Below are 16,996 nucleotides of genomic sequence, written 5' to 3'. Positions count from 1 at the left end.
GATGGAGGTGATGGGCGCATTGTCCGAGCCTTGCTTGGAAGCGGGCAAGCGGGTTTGCCAGCCTTGGTCTTGTGCCTAGTCGTGCTGTTGCATGGAGGATAAATCGCCTCTTGATATAATCACTGAGTTTTGCATGGTGCAAGACGCACGCTGAGGCCTTTCCAGCCTTGGCGCAAGTAACCAAGGTGCTCCCCGCTGAGTGCCAAATCCTAAGGAAAACAAAATGATCGCTGCCGATAAGAAGGCTGAAGTTGTCAAGTCCAATGCCCGTTCCGAAAACGACACTGGTAGCCCCGAAGTGCAAGTGGCTCTGCTGACAGCTCGCATCAACGAACTGACTCCCCACTTCAAGGCTAACGCCAAGGACCACCACGGTCGTCGCGGTCTGCTGCGCATGGTGAGCCGTCGCCGCAAGCTGCTGGACTACCTGAAGTCCAAGGACGCTGACCGCTACACAGCACTGATCGCCAAGCTGGGCCTGCGCAAGTAAGCACGGTGAAAGATCGAAACGCCTGAGTTAGATTGCCTAGCTCAGGCGTTTTTTACTTCGGAGTTCGCAAAACAGAGCGAAGCTGTGTCATTCCAGTGCTGCACTATTTGTAGCGCGTAGCGCAGCACTGGAATGGCATCGTGTTCTGTTTGCACTCCAAATCAAGACTGGATCAGCGCATCCAGCTATTCATAAAGGAGTCAATATGACCATGTTCAACAAAGTTACCAAGACCTTCCAGTGGGGCCAGCATACGGTCACCATGGAAACCGGCGAAATCGCCCGTCAGGCCTCCGGCGCCGTGCTGGTCAACATCGACGACACCGTGGTGCTGGCCACTGTGGTGGGCTCCAAGATCGCCAAGGCCGGCCAGGACTTCTTTCCCCTGACCGTTGACTACATCGAGAAGACTTATGCAGCCGGCAAGATCCCCGGCAGCTTCTTCAAGCGCGAAGCCAAGCCTTCCGAGCTGGAGACTCTGACCTCGCGTCTGATCGACCGCCCCATCCGTCCCCTGTTCCCCGAAGGCTTCTACAACGACGTGCATGTGGTCATCCACACCATTTCGCTGAACCCCGAAGTCGACGCCGACATCGCAGCCATGATTGCTGTCTCCGCTGCTCTGGCAGTGTCGGGCCTGCCTTTCAACGGTCCTATCGGTGCAGCCCGCGTGGGTTACATCAATGGCGAATACGTGCTGAACCCCGGTCAGACCCTGCGCAAGGATTCGCAGATGGATCTGGTCGTTGCCGGCACCGAATCCGCCGTGCTGATGGTGGAGTCCGAAGCCCAGCAACTGCCTGAAGAAGTGATGCTGGGCGCCGTGGTGTTCGGCCACGAGCAAGGCAAGATCGCTATCGACGCCATCCATGACCTGGTGCGCGAAGGCGGCAAGCCCGCATGGGACTGGACTGCTCCCGCCAAGGACGAAGCGCTGATCGCCAAGGTGGTCGAGCTGGGCGAAGCCAAGCTGCGCGCCGCTTACCAGGAGCGCAACAAGCAGGTGCGTACCCTGGCTTGCCGCACTGCCTACGCCGATGTCAAGGCCGCCTTGACCGAGCAAGGCGTGGCGTTCGACGGCGTCAAGGTTGAAGGCATGCTGTTCGACATCGAAGCCGGCATCGTGCGTTCGCAGATCCTGGCGGGCGAGCCCCGTATCGACGGCCGCGACACCCGTACCGTGCGTCCCATCGAAATCCGCTCCTCCGTGCTGCCCCGCACTCACGGCTCCGCGCTGTTCACTCGTGGTGAAACCCAGGCTCTGGTGATCTCCACGCTGGGTACCGAGCGCGACGCTCAGAAGATCGACGCGCTGGCTGGCGAGTTCGAAGACCGCTTCCTGTTCCACTACAACATGCCTCCCTTTGCCACTGGCGAAGTGGGTCGCATGGGCTCGACCAAGCGCCGTGAAATCGGCCACGGCCGTCTGGCCAAGCGCGCTCTGGCCGCTTGCCTGCCGACCAAGGAAGAGTTCCCCTACACCATCCGCGTGGTGTCGGAAATCACCGAGTCCAACGGTTCCTCGTCCATGGCTTCGGTCTGCGGCGGCTGCCTGTCCATGATGGACGCCGGCGTGCCCATGAAGGCGCATGTGGCCGGTATCGCCATGGGTCTGATCAAGGAAGACAACAAGTTCGCCGTGCTGACCGACATCCTGGGTGACGAAGATCACCTGGGTGACATGGACTTCAAGGTGGCCGGTACCACCAACGGGATCACTGCCCTGCAGATGGACATCAAGATCCAGGGCATCACCAAGGAAATCATGCAGGTCGCCCTGGCTCAGGCCAAGGAAGCGCGCATGCACATCCTGGGCAAGATGCAGGAAGCCATGGGTGAAGCCAAGACCGAAGTCTCCAGCTTCGCGCCCAAGCTCTACACCATGAAGATCAACCCCGAGAAGATTCGTGACGTGATCGGCAAGGGCGGCGCCACCATCCGTGCGCTGACCGAAGAGACCGGCACCCAGATCAACATCGAGGAAGATGGCACCATCACCATTGCCGCCACCGACGGCGCCAAGGCTGAAGCTGCCAAGCTGCGCATCGAGCAGATCACGGCTGAAGTCGAGATCGGCAAGATCTACGAAGGCCCCATCGTCAAGATTCTGGAATTCGGTGCCCTGGTCAATCTGCTGCCCGGCAAGGACGGTCTGCTGCACATCAGCCAGATCGCTCACGAGCGCGTGGAAAAGGTCACCGACTACCTGCAAGAAGGTCAAGTGGTCAAGGTCAAGGTTCTGGAAACCGACGACAAGGGTCGTGTCAAGCTGTCCATGAAGGCGCTGACCGAGCGTCCCGCCGGCATGCCCGAGCGCGAGCCGCGTGAACCCCGTGGCGATCGCGAGTACCGTGAACGTGCTCCTCGTCAGAATCGCGAACCCCGCGAGAATCGCGAGCCGCGCGAAAACCGCGCAGCCGCTGACGAGCAGCAGCAACAGCAGCAGTAATGACTGAGCAGGAGTCCGCCGCGAGGCGGTCTCCTGTTTTGTTGTTTGCTGGCTGATCCTGAGTTTGTAGTTGCTAGCGCTTTTTGCATAAGCGCTTGAGCCTGATTTCTTTGATAAAGCAAAGCCTGACTATGCAAGCCAACACAATGCGAGCGGTGGAAATCACCAGCTATGGTGCGCCAGACGTGCTGCGCATGGGTGTACGTCCCATGCCGGTGGCGGCCGAGGGGGAGGTGCTGATTCGCGTTGCCGCGAGCGGCATCAATCGCCCTGACGTGCTGCAGCGCAAAGGTCATTACGCACCGCCTCCTGGTGCCTCCGATCTTCCGGGGCTTGAGGTGGCGGGTGTGATCGTGGCGGGCGATGAGGCGGCCATGGGCAAGGCGGGCTTCAAGCTCGGCGACCGTGTCTGCGCGCTGGTCGCCGGTGGCGGCTATGCGAGTTTCTGCGCTGCGCCCGTTGACCAGTGTCTGCCGGTGCCGGCGGGCTTCAGCGACGTGCAGGCGGCTGCCTTGCCCGAGACCTTTTTCACGGTCTGGAGCAATGTGTTTGACCGGGGGGCTCTGCAGCCCGGCGAAACCTTGCTGGTGCAGGGCGGCAGCAGCGGCATTGGCGTGACGGCGATTCAGCTGGCCAAGGCCTGGGGTGCGACGGTCATTGTCACAGCGGGCAGTGATGCCAAGTGCGAGGACTGCCTCAAGCTCGGAGCCGATCACGCCATCAACTACAAGACACAGGACTTTGCGGCAGAAGTGCAGCGCATCACGTCGGGCGAAGGCGTCAACGTCATCCTCGACATGGTCGCCGGCAGCTATGTGGCGCGCGAAGTCCAGTGCCTGGCTCCTGATGGCCGTCTGGTCATCATTGCGGTGCAGGGCGGTGTCAAGGCTGAGTTCGATGCCGGCCTGGTGCTGCGCAAGCGACTGACCGTGACCGGCTCCACGCTGCGCCCGCGCTCCGTGGCCTTCAAGGCGGCGATCGCCGAGGCGCTTAAGCGCAATGTCTGGCCTCTGCTGGAGTCCGGCAAGGTGCGCCCAGCCATTTATCGTGAATTCGATGCTGCTGATGCGGCGCAGGCTCATGCGCTGATGGAGTCCAGCCAGCACACCGGAAAAATCGTTTTGACTTGGGAAACATGAAGCAAAAACTCATTGTTGGCAACTGGAAGATGAACGGCAGCCTGGCTGCCAATGCCGCTTTGCTGCAGGCCATCAAGCAGGGCTTGCCTGCTGACAACAAGGCGGGTGTGGCTGTGGCTGCTCCTGCGCCCTATCTGGCTCAAGTCCAGGCGGAGCTTGCGGGTGCTGCCATTGGTGTGGGCGCTCAGGATGTGTCCCAGCACGAGCAGGGCGCATTCACGGGCGAGGTTTCGGCTGCCATGCTCAAGGAGTTCGGCGTGCGCTATGCGCTGGTCGGTCACTCCGAGCGTCGTCAGTATCATGGCGAGACCGATGCCGTGGTTGCCAGCAAGGCTCAGGCCGCGCTGGCCAAGGGCATCACGCCCATCGTCTGCGTGGGCGAGACCCTGGCGGAACGTGAAGCAGGTCAGACCGAAGCCGTGGTCAGGCGTCAACTGGCAGCCGTGATTCATCAGGTCGGCCACTGCGTGAGCGAGCTGGTCGTGGCCTATGAGCCTGTCTGGGCCATAGGCACCGGCAAGACTGCCACTCCCGAGCAGGCCCAGCAGGTGCATGCCGTGCTGCGGGCGCAGCTGGCAGCGGCCAGCGACAAGGCTGATCGCGTGCCCCTGCTTTATGGCGGCAGCATGAACGCAGGCAATGCGACGCAACTGCTGGCTCAGGCCGATATTGACGGTGGCCTGATCGGTGGCGCGGCTCTCAAGGCCCCGGATTTCCTCACTATTATTGCGGCAGCGCAATAATTCGTCTGCGCCGCACTCCGGTGCGGTGCGCAATGATTCAGACTTTTAGGTTTTGATATGAACGTCTTTTCCAGCGTCATTCTCGCGGTCCAGATGCTGGCCGCTCTGGGCATGATCGGCCTCATTCTCATGCAGCACGGCAAGGGTGCCGATATGGGGGCTTCTTTTGGCAGCGGCTCGTCGGGCAGTCTGTTTGGCGCCTCGGGCAGTGCCAACTTCCTGTCGCGCTCCACGGCCGCTCTGGCCACGGTGTTCTTCGTGGCGACACTGGCACTGGCTTATCTGGGCAACGCTCGCCCAGTGAGTTCGGGTAGTGTGCTGGAAGGCGCAGCTCCTGTGTCGGCTCCTGCGCCTGCTGCCGATGTGCCGCCAGCAACTACCGGTGGTGCTGCCGTGCCTCCTGCTGCTCCTGCAGAGGGTGCAGCCCAGATCCCAACAAAATAATTTGAGAAAATCCTGAGGAACCCCGGAGAGTGGGGTTTTTCAGGCTAGAATCTAAGGATTGTCTGGGGATCAGAATCTTTGCAACGAAGGTTCCAGAGATTGCCAGACTTTGAGACGATGCCGTCGTGGTGGAATTGGTAGACACGCTATCTTGAGGGGGTAGTGGCGAAAGCTGTGCGAGTTCGAGTCTCGCCGACGGCACCAACATATAACTAAAAACCTGCCCTGCTGATCAGGCAGTGATCGGTGAGGCATGTTTTCATAACAAGGCCCACTCGATGAACATCGATCAGTACCTTCCCGTTCTTCTGTTCATTCTTATTGGCATGGCTGTGGGTGTTGTACCCCTGGTCCTCGGCTACGTGCTGGGTCCCAACCGCCCTGATGCTGCCAAGAACTCCCCCTATGAATGCGGTTTCGAGGCGTTTGAAGACGCTCGAATGAAGTTTGATGTGCGCTATTACCTGGTCGCCATCCTGTTCATTCTGTTCGATTTGGAAATCGCATTTCTGCTTCCCTGGGCTGTCGCACTCAAAGATGTCGGCGGCGTGGGTTTTGTTGCTGTCCTGATTTTCCTGGCCATTCTGGTCGTGGGCTTTGCTTACGAGTGGAAAAAAGGCGCCCTGGATTGGGAATGAGCAGCTTTTCTGAGGAAACACGATGATCGAAGGCGTGATGAAGGAAGGCTTCGTCACCACCAGTTATGACACGGTGGTGAACTGGGCCAAGACAGGGTCGATCTGGCCCATGACGTTTGGCCTGGCCTGCTGTGCGGTGGAGATGATGCACGCAGCCGCTGCCCGCTATGACATCGGTCGCTTCGGCTCCGAAGTGTTCCGTGCCAGCCCCCGCCACTCTGACCTGATGATTGTTGCCGGTACGCTGTGCAACAAGATGGCTCCCGCGATGCGCAAGGTCTATGACCAGATGTCCGAGCCGCGCTGGGTCATCTCCATGGGCTCCTGTGCCAATGGCGGTGGTTACTATCACTACAGCTACTCGGTGGTGCGCGGTTGCGATCGCATTGTTCCCGTCGACGTCTATGTGCCTGGTTGCCCACCGACAGCGGAAGCGCTGATCTACGGCATCATCCAGCTGCAGCAGAAGATTCGTCGTACCCACACCATCGCTCGCGTTTAAAGGGCTGAGATGACTGCAATTGCAATTCACCCCGAAAAGCTTCGGGATGTGGTTACGGCTGCCTTGGGTGACAAGGTGCGCTCTGTCACTTTGGCCTACGGCGAAGTGACGGTGGAAGTATCCGCGGACAAGTATTTGGACGTGATGCAGATTCTGCGCAATGCCCCGGACTGCCAGTTCGAGATGCTGTTGGATCTGTGCGGCGTGGACTACTCCACTTATGCGGAAGTCGGCAAGGACGGTCCGCGTTTTGCCGTTGTATCCCACCTGATGTCTCTGACGTTGAACCAGCGCCTGCGGGTGCGCGTGTACTGCGTGGATGACGACTTCCCCGTGGTGGCCTCGATCAACCCCATCTGGAACTCGGCCAACTGGTTCGAGCGCGAAGCCTTCGATCTGTTCGGCATCGTGTTCGAAGGTCACGAAGACCTGCGTCGCATCCTGACCGACTATGGCTTCATCGGCCATCCGTTCCGCAAGGATTTCCCTCTGTCCGGCCACGTGGAAATGCGCTACGACGCCGAGCAGCAACGTGTGGTGTACCAGCCCGTCACGATCGAGCCGCGCGAAATCACGCCTCGCATCATTCGTGAAGAAAACTACGGCGGAGGCCTGCACTAAAGGCGCACGTCGCCTTTTGACGGAAGACCATGGCTGAAATCAAGAACTATTCCCTGAACTTTGGTCCGCAGCACCCGGCAGCGCACGGTGTGCTGCGTCTGGTGTTGGAGCTCGATGGCGAAGTGGTGCAGCGCGCCGACCCGCACATCGGTCTGCTGCACCGCGCGACCGAAAAGCTGGCCGAAAGCAAGACCTATATCCAGTCGCTGCCCTATATGGACCGCCTGGATTACTGCTCGATGATGAGCAACGAGCACGCTTACTGCCTGGCCATTGAAAAACTGATGGGCATCGAAGTGCCCATTCGCGCCCAGTACATCCGCGTGATGTTCTCGGAAATCACCCGCATCATGAATCACCTGATGTGGCTGGGTTCCTCGGGCAACGATGCCGGAAGCTCGACCATCCTGATCTACAGCTTCCGTGAACGTGAAGCGCTGATGGACATGTACGAAGCCGTCTCGGGCGCGCGCATGCACGCGGCCTACTTCCGTCCCGGTGGTGTGTATCGCGACCTGCCGGACAGCATGCCCCAGTACAAGGCCAGCAAGGTGCGCAATGTGCGCTCCATGGAGGCCATGAACGAAGACCGCAAGGGTTCGATGCTGGACTTCATCGATGCTTTCACGCAGCGCTTCCCCAAGTGCGCGGACGAGTACGAAACCCTGCTGACCGACAACCGTATCTGGAAGCAGCGCAACGTCGGCATCGGCGTGGTGTCTGCAGAGCGCGCCATCAACCTGGGTCTGACCGGCCCCATGCTGCGCGCCTCCGGCTTGCCCTGGGACATGCGCAAGACGCAGCCCTACGAGGTCTACGACAAGCTGGACTTCGATATTCCGGTGGGCGCTACGGGCGACTGCTACGACCGCTATCTGGTTCGCATGGCCGAGATGCGCGAGTCCAACAAGATCATCAAGCAATGCGTGGACTGGCTGCGTGTCAATCCCGGCCCGGTGATCACGGACAATCACAAGGTTGCACCCGCAAGCCGTGAAGCCATGAAGTCCAACATGGAAGAGCTGATTCACCACTTCAAGCTCTTTACCGAAGGCTTCAAGGTTCCCGAAGGCGAGGCTTATGCTTCCGTCGAGCATCCCAAGGGTGAGTTCGGCATTTATTTGATCAGCGATGGTGCCAACAAGCCCTATCGACTGAAGATTCGTCCACCAGGATTTGCGCACATGGCTGCTCTCGATGAAATGAGCCGTGGCCATATGCTGGCTGACGCCGTGATGGTGCTCAGTACCCTGGACATCGTGTTTGGAGACGTTGACCGATGATTACCGAAGCGACCAGAGAACGCTTTGCGCGTGAGGTGGCAAAGTATCCGGCTGACCAGAAACAGTCTGCCGTCATGGCTTGCCTGTCTATCGTGCAGCAGGAGCAGGGCTGGGTCAGCCAGGAAAGCGAGGCAGTGATTGCCGAAGTCCTGGGCATGGCCGAGATTGCGGTGCACGAAGTCACCACTTTCTACAACATGTACAACCAGCAGCCCGTTGGCAAGTACAAGCTCAATGTCTGCACCAATCTGCCATGCCAGCTGCGTGACGGCTACAAGGCCTTGCACCACCTGGAGCACAAGCTGGGCATCAAGATGGGTGAGACCACCAAGGATGGCCTGTTCACGCTGCAGCAGTCCGAGTGCCTGGGCGCCTGCGCCGACTCGCCCGTGATGCTGGTCAACGACCGTTGCATGTGCAGCTTCATGAGCAATGAGAAGCTCGACGAGCTGGTCGACGGCCTGCGCGCAGCGGAGGGCAAGGCATGAGCACGATTCTGAACAATCCTGCCGCCAATGCCGTGCTGGCCAAGTTCGCGTCGACCGGCAATGAAACCTGCTTCCACGACCGTCACATCAACCCCCAGATCTATGCAGATCTGAACGGCAGCAACTGGTCCATCAAGGACTACGAAGCACGCGGCGGCTATCAGGCCCTGCGCAAGCTGCTGGGCAAGGACGGCGGCGAAGGCCTGACGCAAGATCAGGTCATCGCGACGCTCAAGGAATCCGGTCTGCGTGGCCGCGGTGGTGCGGGCTTTCCCACGGGTCTGAAGTGGAGCTTCATGCCCCGCCAGTTCCCCGGTCAGAAGCATCTGGTCTGCAACTCCGACGAGGGCGAACCAGGTACCTGCAAGGACCGCGACATCCTGATGTTCAACCCTCACATCGTGATCGAAGGCATGATCATTGCCGCTTTCGCGATGGGTATCAGCATTGGCTACAACTACATCCACGGCGAGATCTTCGAAGTCTATGAGCGCTTCGAGGCAGCCCTGGAAGAAGCCCGCGCGGCCGGTTATCTGGGTGACAACATCCTGGGCAGCAGCTTCAGCTTCCAGTTGCATGCCCACCATGGCTTTGGCGCCTATATCTGCGGCGAAGAAACCGCGCTGCTGGAATCGCTGGAAGGCAAGAAGGGTCAGCCCCGCTTCAAGCCGCCATTCCCCGCCAGCTTCGGTCTGTACGGCAAGCCCACGACCATCAACAACACCGAGACTTTTGCGGCCGTTCCCTGGATCATCCGCAACGGTGGCCAGGCCTATCTGGAATGCGGCAAGCCCAACAACGGCGGCACCAAGATCTTCTCGGTCAGCGGCGACGTGAACCTGCCCGGCAACTACGAAGTTCCCATGGGCACGCCTTTCAGCAAGCTGCTGGAGCTGGCGGGCGGTGTGCGCACCGGTCGCAAGCTCAAGGCCGTGATCCCCGGCGGCTCTTCGTCGCCCGTGCTGCCTGCCGACATCATCATGGACTGCACGATGGACTATGACTCCATCTCCAAGGCCGGCTCCATGCTGGGTTCGGGTGCCGTGATCGTGATGGATGATTCGCGCGACATGGTCGAGTGCCTGCTGCGTCTGTCGTACTTCTATTCGCACGAGTCCTGCGGCCAGTGCACGCCCTGCCGTGAAGGCACGGGCTGGCTGTGGCGCGTGGTGAACCGTATTCAGCACGGCGAAGGCCGTCCGGAAGATATCGAGCTGTTGGACTCGGTATCCGTGAACATCATGGGCCGCACCATCTGTGCGCTCGGCGACGCGGCAGCCATGCCGGTTCGCGCCATGATCAAGCACTTCCGCCACGAGTTCGAAGCGAAGATCCAGAACGCTTCCAAACAGGCTGCATAAGCGCCTGATCGCGAGACAAGCATATGGTTGAAATTGAACTGGACGGAAAAAAGGTCGAGGTGACGGAAGGCAGCATGGTCATGCATGCAGCCGAGAAGGCCGGCACCTATATTCCTCACTTCTGCTACCACAAGAAGCTATCCATTGCGGCCAACTGCCGCATGTGCCTTGTGGATGTGGAAAAGGCTCCCAAGCCCATGCCCGCCTGCGCCACGCCAGTGACGCAAGGAATGATCGTGCGCACCAAGAGCGAGAAGGCCATCAAGGCACAACAGTCGGTGATGGAGTTCCTGCTCATCAATCACCCGCTGGACTGCCCCATCTGCGACCAGGGCGGCGAATGCCAGCTCCAGGATCTGGCAGTGGGTTATGGCAGCAGCTCTTCGCGCTACGAAGAAGAAAAGCGCGTGGTGTTCCACAAGAACGTGGGGCCGCTGATTTCCATGGAGGAAATGAGCCGTTGCATTCACTGCACACGTTGCGTGCGCTTTGGCCAGGAAGTGGCCGGCGTCATGGAACTGGGCATGATTCACCGCGGCGAGCATTCCGAGATCACCACCGTGGTGGGCGATAGCGTGGACTCCGAGCTGTCGGGCAATATGATCGACATCTGCCCCGTGGGCGCGTTGACCAGCAAGCCCTTCCGCTACAGCGCCCGTACCTGGGAACTGTCGCGCCGCAAGTCGGTGGCTCCTCACGACTCCACAGGCTCCAACCTGATCGTTCAGGTCAAGAACCACAAGGTCATGCGCGTTGTGCCTTTCGAGAACGAAGAGGTCAACGAATGCTGGATTGCCGACCGCGACCGCTTCTCCTACGAAGCGCTGAACAGCGACGAACGCCTTACCAAGCCCATGCTCAAGCAGGGCGGCGAGTGGAAGGAAGTCGACTGGCAGACCGCTCTGGAGTATGTGGCCAACGGCCTGCAGCAGATCAAGAGCAACCATGGTGCCAGCACCATCGGCGCTCTGGTCAGCCCTCACAGCACAGTGGAAGAGCTGTTCCTGGCTGGCAAGCTGGTGCGCGGCATCGGTAGCGAGAACATCGACTACCGTCTGCGCAATGCCGAGTTCACTGCCACGCAAGGCGTTCAGTGGCTGGGCCTGCCCATCGCTGCATTGAGCAATCTGCAGTCGGCGCTGATCGTGGGCTCCAACCTGCGCAAGGACCATCCGCTGTTCGCACAGCGCATTCGCCAGGCTGCCAAGAAGGGCTGCAAGGTCTTCGCCATCAACGATCGCGTCTATGACTGGGCCTTGCCCGTCAACGCATCGGTGGTCGCTGCCGGTGACTGGGCTCAGGCCCTGGCCGATGTGGCCGCCGCCGTGGCCGAGGCCAAGGGCGTGACGGCTCCCGTAGCCGGTCAGGTCCATGACGAAGCCAAGGCGATTGCCGCTGCCCTGCTGGCCGGCGAGCAAAAGGCCGTGCTGCTGGGCAATGCCGCAGCACACCATGCCCAGGCTTCCGCACTGCTGGCTCTGGCCAGCTGGGTTGCCGAGCAGACCGGCGCTGCCGTGGGCTATCTGACCGAAGCCGCCAACACCGTGGGCGCGCAATGGGTCAAGGCCATGCCTGCTGGCAACGGTCTGAATGCGGCTCAAATGATTGACGGCGGCCTGAAGGCAGCCATCTTGCTGAACAACGAGCCCGAGTTCGACAGCGCTGCCGGCAAGGCCGCCATCGCCGGTCTGAACAAGGCCGAGATGGTGGTGACACTGAGCCCTTTCAAGGCCAACCTTGAATTCAGCGATGTGCTGCTGCCCATTGCTCCGTTCACGGAAACCTCGGGCAGCTTTGTCAATGCCGAAGGCCGTCTGCAGAGCTTCCACGCCGTCGTCAAGCCTCTGGCCGACACGCGTCCCGCATGGAAGGTGCTGCGCGTGCTGGCCAATCTGATGGGTGTGCCGGGCGTGGACTATGAGACGTCGCAAGACGTGCTGGCTGAGGCCACTGGCGGCGCTGCCCAGGTGCCTGCCAATGTGCTGAGCAATGCGGCCCAGGCCGTGAGCGCAGTGCCCGCCGGCAATGTGACTGCGCCTGCAGTCGCCAGCATTTACCAGCTCGACAGCATCGTGCGCCGCGCTACATCGCTGCAATTGACGGCTGACGCTCGTCAGGTTCGTGAGGGAGGCGCCGCATGATCGACGCATTGAAAGCCTGGGGCGCGGGCCTGTCCGCCGCTCCTTTCTGGACCGATGTGGCCTGGCCCGTCATCTGGATTCTGCTCGGCATCGTGGCCATCGTGGCTCCCCTGATGGGTGCCGTGGCCTACCTCACATTGTGGGAACGCAAGCTGCTGGGTTTCATGCAAATCCGTCTGGGCCCCAACCGCGTGGGTCCCTCGGGTCTGCTGCAGCCTCTGGCTGACGGCCTGAAACTGCTGACCAAGGAGCTGATTCAGCCCACGGCAGCTGCCAAGGGCCTGTTCTATGTGGGTCCTGTCATGGCCATCATGCCTGCCCTGGCGGCCTGGGTGGTGATTCCCTTCGCTCCCGATGTGGCCCTGGCCAACGTGAATGCGGGCCTGCTGCTGCTGATGGCCATCACTTCCATCGAGGTCTATGGCGTGATCATTGCGGGCTGGGCCTCCAACTCCAAGTACGCCTTCCTGGGTGCGCTGCGCGCCTCCGCTCAGATGGTGAGCTACGAAATCGCGCTGGGCTTCTGTTTCCTGGTGGTCATCATGGTCACGGGCAGCATGAACCTCTCGGCGATCGTGATGAGCCAGGGTCAGGGTCAGTTCGCATCCATGGGCGTGAGCATCCTGTCCTGGAACTGGCTGCCGCTGCTGCCCATCTTCATCGTCTACCTGATCTCGGTCGTTGCCGAAACCAACCGTCACCCGTTTGACGTGGTTGAAGGCGAAGCCGAAATCGTGGCCGGTCACATGGTCGAGTACTCGGGCATGGGCTTTGCGGTCTTCTTCCTGGCCGAATACGCGAGCATGTGGCTGGTCTCCATCCTGGCCGTGATCATGTTCCTGGGCGGCTGGTTGCCTCCGTTCGACTTCCTGGGTTTCATCCCCGGTTGGATCTGGCTGGCGATCAAGACCTTCCTGGTGGTGTCGTGCTTCATCTGGATTCGCGCGACCTTCCCGCGCTTCCGTTATGACCAGATCATGCGTCTGGGTTGGAAGATCTTCATTCCTGTCACCCTGGTGTGGCTGGTGGTTGTGGGTGCTTGGCTGTACTCGCCCTGGAACATCTGGAAATAAGCGGAGTACGTATGTCTGCAGTAGCTGCAACACCTTTCTCCTTCAAGGATTTCCTCAAGAGCTTCATGCTCTGGGAACTGGCCAAGGGCATGGCCCTGACTGGTCGCTACACCTTCCGTCGCAAGATCACGGTGCAGTTCCCTGAAGAAAAAACACCTCAATCGCCACGCTTCCGTGGTCTGCACGCCCTGCGCCGTTACGAAAACGGCGAAGAGCGCTGCATTGCCTGCAAGCTTTGCGAAGCCGTGTGCCCTGCCATGGCCATCACCATCGAGTCCGATGTGCGTGACGACGGCTCGCGCCGTACCACGCGCTATGACATCGATCTGACCAAGTGCATCTTCTGCGGCTTCTGCGAAGAAAGCTGCCCGGTGGACTCCATCGTGGAGACGCACATCTTCGAATACCACGGCGAAAAGCGCGGTGATCTCTACTTCACCAAGGACATGCTCCTGGCAGTGGGTGACCGTTATGAAGCCGAGATCGCTGCCAACAAGGCAGCAGATGCCAAGTACCGCTGAAGCGGCTCCTTGATCACTTGAAAAGATTCGATCCATGGACGCCAAAACTGGTTTTTTCTATCTGTTCTCGGTCGTGCTGCTGTTTGCAGCCTTCCGGGTTGTCACGGCTCGCAACCCTGTGCACGCCGTGCTCAATCTGATTCTGGCCTTCTCGCAAGCGGCCGCCATCTGGCTGCTGCTCAAGGCTGAATTCCTCGGCATCGCTCTGGTGCTGGTCTATCTGGGCGCTGTGATGGTGCTGTTCCTGTTCGTGGTGATGATGCTCGATATCCGTATCGACTCCATGCGCCGCGGCTTCTGGAAGCATTTCCCGTTCGCAGCCCTGATCGGTGTGCTGATCGCCTTTGAAATGGGCATGGTGCTGATGGGCGGTTTCGGCGATGTCGAAGACGCCAAGGCTGTTGGTGCGACCATGGTCAATGCAGCCGGCCAGACCGTTCCTTACTCGAACACACAGGCTCTGGGCAAGCTGCTGTACACGGAATACCTGTATCCCGTGGAAATAGCGGCCGTGATCCTGCTGGTGGCCATGATTGCCGCAATTGCCCTGACGCTGCGCAAGCGCAAGGACAGCAAGGCCATGAACCCTGCAGATCAAATTCGTGTACGCGCCTCTGACCGCATCAAGCTGGTCAAGGTCGACAGCACCAAGCCTGCACAAAAACCTGACGCTGAAGCCGCGGCTACAGCGCCTGCTGTGGAGACAAAAGCATGACGCTGACTTTGGGCCACTTCCTGACGCTGGGTGCCATGCTGTTTGCACTCTCCGTGGTTGGCATCTTTCTGAACCGCAAGAACCTGATTGTCTTGCTCATGGCCATCGAGCTGATGCTGCTGGCCGTGAACATGAACTTTGTCGCGTTTTCCAGTTATCTGGGCGACATGCACGGTCAGGTGTTCGTGTTTTTCATCCTGACAGTGGCTGCTGCTGAATCGGCCATCGGTCTGGCGATCTTGGTGCTGCTGTTCCGTAACAAGACAAGCATCGATGCGGAAGATCTCAACGCCCTCAAGGGTTGAGTCCGCCGTAACTTGCAAGGTTCTCAAGAAATGAGTCAAACCCTTTCTGCATCCATGCTGCTTGCGGTGCCTTTGGCACCGCTGGTCGGCTCCGCACTCGCGGGTATCTGGGGCACGGCCTTTGGCGGCAACAAGATTGGTCGCACCGGCAGCAGTTCCCTGACGATTCTGAGCGTGCTCTTGGCCTTCGTTCTGTCGGCCCTCACGTTCCAGGCTGTCGTATTCGACGGCGCAAAGTTCAACGAGACCATCTACACCTGGATGGTTGTCGGTGGCCTGAAGATGGAAGTCGGTTTTCTGATCGACTCCATCACGGCCATGATGATGTGCGTGGTGACATTTGTGTCGCTGATGGTTCACATCTACACCATGGGCTACATGGAAGAAGATGACGGCTACAACCGTTTCTTCTCCTATATCTCGCTGTTCACCTTCTCCATGTTGATGCTCGTGATGAGCAACAACCTGCTGCAGCTGTTCTTCGGCTGGGAAGCCGTGGGTCTGGTGTCCTATCTGCTGATCGGCTTTTACTACAAGAAGCCCACGGCCATCTTCGCGAACCTGAAGGCCTTCCTGGTCAACCGCGTGGGTGACTTTGGCTTCATTCTGGGTATCGGCCTGATCGCTGCCTACACCGGCACGCTGAACTATTCTGAAATCTTCGCCAAGCTGCCGGAGATCCAGAACACCCAGCTGCCCGGTACGGGCTGGCTGCTGGTGACCGTGACTGCCATCTGCCTGTTCATCGGCGCGATGGGCAAGTCGGCCCAGTTCCCGCTGCACGCCTGGCTGCCGGACTCCATGGAAGGCCCCACACCTATCTCCGCGCTGATTCACGCGGCGACCATGGTGACGGCTGGTATCTTCATGGTGTCGCGCATGTCCCCTCTGTTTGAGCTGTCGGATGTGGCGCTGAACTTCATCCTGGTGATCGGCTCCATCACGGCGCTGTTCATGGGTATCCTGGGCATCATCCAGAACGACATCAAGCGCGTGATTGCGTACTCCACGCTGTCCCAGCTGGGCTACATGACCATCGCTCTGGGTGTGTCGGCCTACTCGGTGTCCGTGTTCCACCTGATGACCCACGCCTTCTTCAAGGCGCTGCTGTTCCTCGGTGCCGGCTCCGTCATCATGGGCATGCACCACAATCAGGACATCCGCTGGATGGGCGGCGTGCGCAAGTACATGCCCATCACCTGGATCACCTTCCTGCTGGGTAATCTCGCGCTGATCGGCACGCCGTTCTTCTCGGGCTTCTACTCCAAGGATGCGATCATCGAGGCGGTTCATGCTTCCAACCTGCCTGCTGCCGGCTTTGCCAATTTTGCAGTGCTGGCCGGTGTGTTCATCACGGCTTTCTACTCCTTCCGCCTGTACTTCATCGTCTTCCACGGCAAGGAACGCTACGACCAGAACCCCGATGCCCACCATGATGACCACCACGGTCACGACGACCACGGGCATGGCCATGATGCCAAGCCCCACGAGTCGCCTCTGGTGGTGACCGGTCCTCTGGTGCTGCTGGCCATTCCTTCGGTGGTGATTGGTGCGATTGCGCTGATGCCCATGCTGTTTGGCGACTTCTTCAAGGGCGTGATCCACGTCGATGGCTCCAAGCATGGCGCCATGGCCGAACTGGCCGAGCAGATCCACGGCTGGGTGCCCATGGCGCTGCACGGCTTCACGGCTGCACCGTTCTGGCTGGCTCTGGCCGGTGTGGTGGTGTCCTATGTGTTCTACATGGTCAAGCCCGAGATTCCTGCTGCCATCATGGCTTTCTCCAAGAAGATTGGTCTCTACCAGGTTCTGGAAGGCAAGTACGGCGTGGACTGGGTGTACGAGAACATCTTCGCCCGCGGCTCCCGTGCCTTCGGTACCTTCTTCTGGAAGGCCGGCGATCAGGCCATCATCGATGGCGCCATCGTCAACGGCTCCTGGAAGCTCATGGCCAAGCTCGGTCAGTGGGTGCGCGGCCTGCAAACAGGCTATCTCTATCACTACGCGTTGGTCATGCTGCTGGGTATCGTTGCCCTCATGACGTACTTCGTGTGGCTCAACAAGTAGTAGGGGAAGAACAAAA

General features: G+C 59.8%; 17 protein-coding genes and 1 tRNA gene. All 18 read left to right on the top strand.

Annotation, left to right across the window (positions count from 1 at the left end):
* The first annotated feature begins 223 nt into the window (after nucleotides 1-223).
* The 18 genes from rpsO (at nucleotide 224) to nuoL (ending at nucleotide 16,980) form a co-directional block, all read left to right on the top strand.
* Nucleotides 224-490: a 30S ribosomal protein S15 gene (gene rpsO, locus QYQ99_RS06550; RefSeq protein WP_302091932.1), complete on the top strand. Its 267-nt coding sequence runs from the start codon at nucleotides 224-226 to the stop codon at nucleotides 488-490.
* Nucleotides 491-695: 205 nt separating this feature from the next.
* A complete protein-coding gene (gene pnp / locus QYQ99_RS06545; protein WP_302091931.1) occupies nucleotides 696-2,939 on the top strand; it encodes a polyribonucleotide nucleotidyltransferase in 2,244 nt (747 codons plus the stop codon).
* A 131-nt stretch (nucleotides 2,940-3,070) separates the two neighbouring features.
* A complete protein-coding gene (locus QYQ99_RS06540) occupies nucleotides 3,071-4,078 on the top strand; it encodes an NAD(P)H-quinone oxidoreductase (protein ID WP_302091930.1) in 1,008 nt (335 codons plus the stop codon).
* On the top strand, nucleotides 4,075-4,821 hold the full coding sequence (tpiA, locus tag QYQ99_RS06535) for a triose-phosphate isomerase (protein ID WP_302091929.1): 747 nt from the start codon (nucleotides 4,075-4,077) through the stop codon (nucleotides 4,819-4,821). Before QYQ99_RS06540 ends, tpiA begins: the two co-directional genes overlap by 4 nt.
* Nucleotides 4,822-4,878: 57 nt before the next feature.
* Complete coding sequence (secG, locus tag QYQ99_RS06530) at nucleotides 4,879-5,265, top strand: preprotein translocase subunit SecG (RefSeq protein WP_302091928.1); 387 nt, start codon at nucleotides 4,879-4,881, stop codon at nucleotides 5,263-5,265.
* Between the two features lie 119 nt (nucleotides 5,266-5,384).
* Nucleotides 5,385-5,469 (top strand) — tRNA-Leu (locus QYQ99_RS06525).
* Nucleotides 5,470-5,543: 74 nt separating this feature from the next.
* Nucleotides 5,544-5,903: an NADH-quinone oxidoreductase subunit A gene (locus QYQ99_RS06520; protein WP_003064381.1), complete on the top strand. Its 360-nt coding sequence runs from the start codon at nucleotides 5,544-5,546 to the stop codon at nucleotides 5,901-5,903.
* Nucleotides 5,904-5,925: 22 nt separating this feature from the next.
* Entirely contained in the window at nucleotides 5,926-6,405 is a 480-nt protein-coding gene (locus QYQ99_RS06515) for a NuoB/complex I 20 kDa subunit family protein (RefSeq protein ID WP_003057832.1), read from the top strand.
* 9 nt (nucleotides 6,406-6,414) lie between these two features.
* A complete protein-coding gene (locus QYQ99_RS06510; RefSeq protein ID WP_302091927.1) occupies nucleotides 6,415-7,026 on the top strand; it encodes an NADH-quinone oxidoreductase subunit C in 612 nt (203 codons plus the stop codon).
* Nucleotides 7,027-7,055: 29 nt separating this feature from the next.
* Nucleotides 7,056-8,309: an NADH-quinone oxidoreductase subunit D gene (locus tag QYQ99_RS06505; RefSeq protein WP_302091926.1), complete on the top strand. Its 1,254-nt coding sequence runs from the start codon at nucleotides 7,056-7,058 to the stop codon at nucleotides 8,307-8,309.
* Nucleotides 8,306-8,797 carry an NADH-quinone oxidoreductase subunit NuoE gene (gene nuoE, locus QYQ99_RS06500; RefSeq protein ID WP_003057829.1) on the top strand — a complete coding sequence of 164 codons (492 nt, stop codon included), beginning with the start codon at nucleotides 8,306-8,308 and terminating at the stop codon, nucleotides 8,795-8,797. The genes QYQ99_RS06505 and nuoE overlap by 4 nt, the downstream gene beginning before the upstream one ends.
* Nucleotides 8,794-10,158, top strand: coding sequence for an NADH-quinone oxidoreductase subunit NuoF (gene nuoF, locus QYQ99_RS06495; RefSeq protein WP_003064388.1), 1,365 nt, complete (start codon nucleotides 8,794-8,796; stop codon nucleotides 10,156-10,158). The genes nuoE and nuoF overlap by 4 nt, the downstream gene beginning before the upstream one ends.
* Nucleotides 10,159-10,181: 23 nt before the next feature.
* Complete coding sequence (gene nuoG / locus QYQ99_RS06490; protein WP_302091925.1) at nucleotides 10,182-12,299, top strand: NADH-quinone oxidoreductase subunit NuoG; 2,118 nt, start codon at nucleotides 10,182-10,184, stop codon at nucleotides 12,297-12,299.
* A complete protein-coding gene (nuoH, locus tag QYQ99_RS06485; RefSeq protein WP_294257745.1) occupies nucleotides 12,296-13,372 on the top strand; it encodes an NADH-quinone oxidoreductase subunit NuoH in 1,077 nt (358 codons plus the stop codon). Before nuoG ends, nuoH begins: the two co-directional genes overlap by 4 nt.
* 11 nt (nucleotides 13,373-13,383) lie before the next feature.
* A complete protein-coding gene (gene nuoI / locus QYQ99_RS06480) occupies nucleotides 13,384-13,893 on the top strand; it encodes an NADH-quinone oxidoreductase subunit NuoI (protein WP_003057824.1) in 510 nt (169 codons plus the stop codon).
* Nucleotides 13,894-13,927: 34 nt separating this feature from the next.
* Nucleotides 13,928-14,608 (top strand): NADH-quinone oxidoreductase subunit J, encoded by a 681-nt coding sequence (locus QYQ99_RS06475; protein WP_302091924.1) that lies wholly within the window; start codon nucleotides 13,928-13,930, stop codon nucleotides 14,606-14,608.
* A complete protein-coding gene (nuoK, locus tag QYQ99_RS06470; protein WP_003057821.1) occupies nucleotides 14,605-14,913 on the top strand; it encodes an NADH-quinone oxidoreductase subunit NuoK in 309 nt (102 codons plus the stop codon). The genes QYQ99_RS06475 and nuoK overlap by 4 nt, the downstream gene beginning before the upstream one ends.
* A 30-nt stretch (nucleotides 14,914-14,943) precedes the next feature.
* The gene (gene nuoL, locus QYQ99_RS06465; protein WP_302091923.1) at nucleotides 14,944-16,980 is read left to right on the top strand and encodes an NADH-quinone oxidoreductase subunit L; all 2,037 of its coding nucleotides are present in this window, start codon (nucleotides 14,944-14,946) and stop codon (nucleotides 16,978-16,980) included.
* Nucleotides 16,981-16,996 lie beyond the last annotated feature (16 nt).

This window comes from Comamonas testosteroni (genome assembly GCF_030505195.1).
GTDB lineage: Bacteria > Pseudomonadota > Gammaproteobacteria > Burkholderiales > Burkholderiaceae_C > Comamonas > Comamonas testosteroni_G.
This window is presented reverse-complemented; position numbering and strand designations above follow the sequence as displayed.